Genomic DNA, 4,262 nt, shown 5'->3' with positions numbered 1-4,262 from the left:
GGCATCATCAAACAATATATCGAGCAACAGCAAACGCCACTATAGGAAACGAAGATGGATGCCTTCGGCATCCGCGCTATTCATCCCCGCCCTGAACGACGGGGCTTTTCGCGCAGTCCGGGTAATTCTGGTCGTCGCACCGCGCCAGCCCTCACATACCCGCAGGTGTGGGCAGTGGAATATTGGTCAGGTCAAGCCGGCACCGGGGTGCAAAAACAGGTAAAATAAAACAGTTTTTACTTCAGCGAGTGAACTGCATGCCAACTTTCCAGGTTACCAAGCAAGAATTCCACACTGTAGTCAAAACATACATTGAGGAATTCGATACCTCAGATCAAGACAAATGGGATCATTTCAGAAGCCTCATTTCCGTCTATGCCAAGGACAAACTGGCTGATTTTCCCTTAGTGGCCCCTGAAGATTCCCATGTATGGTTTGCCCTCCTGCAATTGATGAGGCAAACCGAATATGAGGTGGAAGTGAAAGATGATTGGGTTTCCGTGCGCAATGGCGAATTTAAAACCATTCATTATCTTGAAGACTCCTATGGAGAAGTCCTTGAGTCCACAGAGGTGGGCACGGCCTGACTGATGTGTTCCAAATTCCGCCGCTCGATGCAGATCGCATGATGCCCAGCAGTCCTGTTCCCAATATGGCCGATGGCCTCATATACAGGCTCTGCAGGTAGCGAATCTTTATGGTTGGCGATGACGATGCAAAGGAATTCGATCTCATCGCGCCCCATGATTCCGAGCACTTCGGTATCCGTACTTCCCCGTTATTGGTCAATCGATAGCCATGTCAACCCCATATTTATATGTCATCTTGCTTAAATCATATCTAATCACTATGATGATACTTGACCAATCGTAAGAAGGGAAAAACCATGGCACATACAGATACCAAAGTCCTCACTGCACACGTGCCGCTCCTGCTGGCCGAGAAAGTAGATCGGTTGGCCACTCGTCTCGAACGCTCACGTGGCTGGATCGTCAAGCAAGCGTTAGCGGCCTGGATCGACATGGAAGAGGAACGCACCCGTTTGACCCACGAGGGGTTGGCCGATGTAGACGCCGGACGAGTCATTGATCACCAAGCCGTGGAAGCGTGGGCCAATAGCCTCAGTACTGCCCAACCGCTGCCGGCACCCCGCTGATGGAACTGAAGTGGACGAGCAAAGGGTTATCTGATTTGGCGCGGTTGTATGATTTCTTGGTGCCAGTGAACAAATCGGCCGCTACGCGCGTGGTGCAGGCGCTCGCAGCGGCTCCAGCCAGTCTGCTGGTAAATCCACGTATCGGCGAAAAGCTGGAAGAATTCGAGCCGCGCGAGGTACGCCGGATTCTCGTCGGAAAGTATGAGATGCGGTACGAAATTCGGGAATCCACGATCTACATGCTGCGGCTGTGGCACACCCGCGAAGATCGGTAGCAATGCCCTCACACACAAGGCTGTCAGGATACAACAGAAAACCCCTGAAACGGAGTGGTTGAGGTTTTAGGATTGGTGGTGCAGTTTAACGAACTCCCGAACTGTGCTGTCACCTTACTGAGGGAATCTGCGCGAACGTGGGCGTCAAGGCGTAATCATTGGCTGCGGTTGATCATCCTGTAGACTCATATGTTCCAATCGCCACTGCTTGAGTATCTCTCTCGGCAACGGTGATCGCGCTATCCGAAACCGGGTCGCAGTACTTGAGGCAAATGTTTTGCCATCCTACGTCAGGCAAGTGAAATGCCTCATCGAAAAGCTCTTCCAAGTCCTCTGCAGCTTTTGTGGCCGCCGCCGCAGCAGTCGGTTCGTCTCGAAGACTATCGTAGAGAACCATAATCCCCAGTTGGTAGAGATCTTCTGGTGCCTCTCGTTCGACGTCCTTACCCTCATCGAGATCGAATAGCAATGCGCGAATATGATCACCTCCGCCCACCAGAATGCTCTCCAACTTCTTGAGGAAGGTACGCTTGCCCGGGATATTAGCAGCGCGCAGACGATCTTCAAACGCTTCCGGAAATGCCGCCCGATAATAACGGGCGGCCAGCCAACGCTGGAGAATCGCTACGCCACGCCCGTCCAGCCACATATCCTGGCGAGGGTCGGTCGCGAACAATACCGGTTTACTGATCGGTCGCTTGGCGGTAGCCATCAACTCCAGCGCCACCGGCCCTCCTGCTGTTTGGTACTCGATATGAAGTCGTCGAGCAGTTTTGCCATATGAATCTCCGCCCAGCCTATCGATGCGCTGGCCCACGATGACCTCGGATACTGGCTCTTTATCGGCGACTGCAGTCAGGTCACAGTCATGTGAAATGACGACCACGACGGTACCGCCAGAATTCTCTGGATGCTGCAGGTTGAGCGCTTTGGCTGCTTCGTCGGTTAGTGCATCACCTTGCCGCCACGAGATCTGCCGATCGGTATCTGACATTCACAGATCCCTCATGCATCTTCATGGAGATGCGGTGTGCCGAAATCATCAGCAGTCGGCGCGGATTTTTGTCGTCCTGCCAGGCGTGAGGCTAGGCGCTGACGTTGTTGTGACTCGCGTGACAGCGTACCGACGAGCGCACGCGCCAATTCAACGACCTTGCCACCCTCTCCAACGGATTCCAGGAGGGATTGACCGCCGCTGATCTTCCGGCGCAAGGCTTGAGGCGTGACATCGATCCCCGACTCCAGGAACACGTCTGCCGCCTGTGCAAATTCGGAGATCCGTTGTGCATTTCGTGGAGACAGCGCCCCTCCCTTAAGCCACCCATGTACAGCTTGCCGGGACACGCCAAAAACTTTGGCAAGCTCAGATACCGAAATTTTCATCACATGGCGGACGTGGGTGACGTCTCCGGAGGCAGAAGTAGCGACATCAGCCGCCACAACTTGGGTACCCTCAAATTCGATTTGGTTGATGCTCCAGGTCGCGGTTGCAGAACTGGCATTAAGATACATTGGCGTCAGCAGACCCAATGTTCCCACGACGCAGTAGCTGAGAATTCGCCCTTGGAAAGCGTTGGCACTGCTAACCACCTCATCAGTGTGATCGTCGACTTTGGTGAACGTGGTTGCCCGGACCGCCTGTTGTGAGGAGCCATCTACTTGATAGGCAGCGTACATCTTGTATTCCCTCCCCTGTTATGTTTTCCATGCAGCAATAGCAGTCGGCGTAACCATTGCATCGAACGCCATGCCAATGCCGCTTCGTAACATTTTTAGCTGCAATTTAATTGCATCCAATTCAAATAGGCGACGTCCCTCAATTGAGGCGTCAGTGTCGACGATGGCATGCACGCCATTGATCGTTTTGAACCGTTCGGCGATGTTAACGCCAATGGGTTGAAGATCCATAGGAAAACCCAGTGGACCAGCCTGAATGATCGTCCGTGCCAGTACTACGCATTCGGCAGTCCGGATATGCGTTTCAGTAAACGAATGTGACACTTCGACTTCGTCAGGCAGCTCACTGCTTAGCCCCAATACCCCTGGTACCAAATAGTCGGCAAGACCGACCTCCCCATTGGGAGGAACGATAGCATCAAGATACCGCAAGCCTATCCTTTCAGAGTGCGCGAGCGTCACACACTCATGAACGATGCCCAATCCTTTGATGAACTCATCCGCAAATGTCTCAAACGTATCGTATTCCGTCGTCTGAAAAGACAGCGCATTTTGCTCGACAATAAACCCCTTGGTATTGTCGGTGCTGAAAAACATCAGCCGCTCGACCTGTTCTACGACAGGAGGGTTTTGCGGTTGCGATGTGTCCCCGATCTGCGGCATTAAATTGAAGGCCATCGACACCCCCTTTTTGAAGTCGGGGTAGCCCACCTTCCGCATCCGATCCTGGATATCAGCAGCGTAGGACCCCAATCGGAGGACTGGATTGTGTCTGGCCTGGGCGATGGCGAAGTACACCGGTGCGTTCTTCATTTTTTCACCCATAGCATCTCTCCACTTGACATACGACTTGACAGTTTACACTTTATTTAACAGATCGTGAAGTGGGTCGTTCTCTCCCTCGTGAAGGCACAGGATCTTTGGCATGGCGAAGGGAACATACCCATACGCGTTGTGAGATTATTGCGTTCCACATGGGAGGTTGAGACTTTGGAAACATCGGGGTCACCACTGATGCGGCGCTTGCCTGTCATCAGCAACTTGAAATTGGGCCAAAAGCAGCAGTTTGAAATTGGAAGTCAAGTCGGCTAAGGGGGGGTGATATTTATTGTGACTGTCACATAATCCAGATTCACAGAACCCTCAACTTCCCG

The 4,262-nt window shown here is 52.7% G+C and carries 6 protein-coding genes and 1 pseudogene; 3 read left to right on the top strand and 4 right to left on the bottom strand.

The window, feature by feature from the left end:
- Positions 1-167: 167 nt before the first annotated feature.
- From IV91_RS0106365 to IV91_RS0106355, 3 genes are all read left to right on the top strand, one after another.
- Positions 168-587 (top strand): hypothetical protein, encoded by a 420-nt coding sequence (locus IV91_RS0106365; protein WP_160171532.1) that lies wholly within the window; start codon positions 168-170, stop codon positions 585-587.
- A 299-nt stretch (positions 588-886) separates the two neighbouring features.
- Positions 887-1,156, top strand: coding sequence for a CopG family ribbon-helix-helix protein (locus IV91_RS0106360; protein WP_031596931.1), 270 nt, complete (start codon positions 887-889; stop codon positions 1,154-1,156).
- Complete coding sequence (locus IV91_RS0106355) at positions 1,156-1,431, top strand: type II toxin-antitoxin system RelE/ParE family toxin (RefSeq protein ID WP_031596929.1); 276 nt, start codon at positions 1,156-1,158, stop codon at positions 1,429-1,431. The genes IV91_RS0106360 and IV91_RS0106355 overlap by 1 nt, the downstream gene beginning before the upstream one ends.
- A 172-nt stretch (positions 1,432-1,603) precedes the next feature.
- On the opposite strand, the gene IV91_RS15670 is transcribed toward IV91_RS0106355, so the two are convergent.
- From IV91_RS15670 to IV91_RS20015, 4 genes and pseudogenes are all read right to left on the bottom strand, one after another.
- The gene (locus IV91_RS15670) at positions 1,604-2,425 is read right to left on the bottom strand and encodes a hypothetical protein (protein WP_051862202.1); all 822 of its coding nucleotides are present in this window, start codon (positions 2,423-2,425) and stop codon (positions 1,604-1,606) included.
- Between the two features lie 11 nt (positions 2,426-2,436).
- On the bottom strand, positions 2,437-3,108 hold the full coding sequence (locus tag IV91_RS0106345; RefSeq protein ID WP_031596927.1) for a helix-turn-helix domain-containing protein: 672 nt from the start codon (positions 3,106-3,108) through the stop codon (positions 2,437-2,439).
- Between the two features lie 18 nt (positions 3,109-3,126).
- Positions 3,127-3,933 carry a TIGR04255 family protein gene (locus tag IV91_RS0106340; protein ID WP_031596925.1) on the bottom strand — a complete coding sequence of 269 codons (807 nt, stop codon included), beginning with the start codon at positions 3,931-3,933 and terminating at the stop codon, positions 3,127-3,129.
- 113 nt (positions 3,934-4,046) lie between these two features.
- Positions 4,047-4,139, bottom strand: a pseudogene (locus IV91_RS20015) (IS1 family transposase); the annotation flags it as partial.
- Positions 4,140-4,262 lie beyond the last annotated feature (123 nt).

It is taken from the genome of Ferrovum myxofaciens (assembly GCF_000735045.1).
GTDB lineage: Bacteria > Pseudomonadota > Gammaproteobacteria > Burkholderiales > Ferrovaceae > Ferrovum > Ferrovum myxofaciens.
The sequence above is the reverse complement of the archived record's forward strand: the minus strand, read 5'-3'. Positions and strand labels throughout refer to the sequence as shown.